General features: G+C 37.7%; 1 protein-coding gene. It reads right to left on the reverse strand.

From position 1 onward, the window contains the following. Positions 1-80 precede the first annotated feature (80 nt). On the reverse strand, positions 81-236 hold the full coding sequence (locus H5201_RS23650; RefSeq protein WP_182785482.1) for a transposase family protein: 156 nt from the start codon (positions 234-236) through the stop codon (positions 81-83). Positions 237-247: the final 11 nt, after the last annotated feature.

Consider the following 247-nt stretch of genomic DNA (forward strand, 5'->3'; position numbering starts at 1 on the left):
TTATGAAGAAATAGTCGAACAGGTTTCGCAAGCGTGGAATAAATTCATTTCTGTTCCTGATACGGTTAAAAGCATATGCTCTAGAGACTGGATAAAATTGACTTAATCTTTATGCAGATTGGTATGACAGCGCTGACAGCTAAGAATATGATATCAAAAAGTTTATGGACAACTTTACCCTGCTGGCGAGGGTCGTCAATTGATTCGAAATATTTAAATAGTTGAATATCAGGCATGGGGGCTCCTT

This window comes from Pseudoalteromonas sp. SG43-6 (genome assembly GCF_014164365.1).
In the GTDB taxonomy this organism is placed as follows: Bacteria; Pseudomonadota; Gammaproteobacteria; order Enterobacterales; family Alteromonadaceae; genus Pseudoalteromonas; species Pseudoalteromonas rhizosphaerae.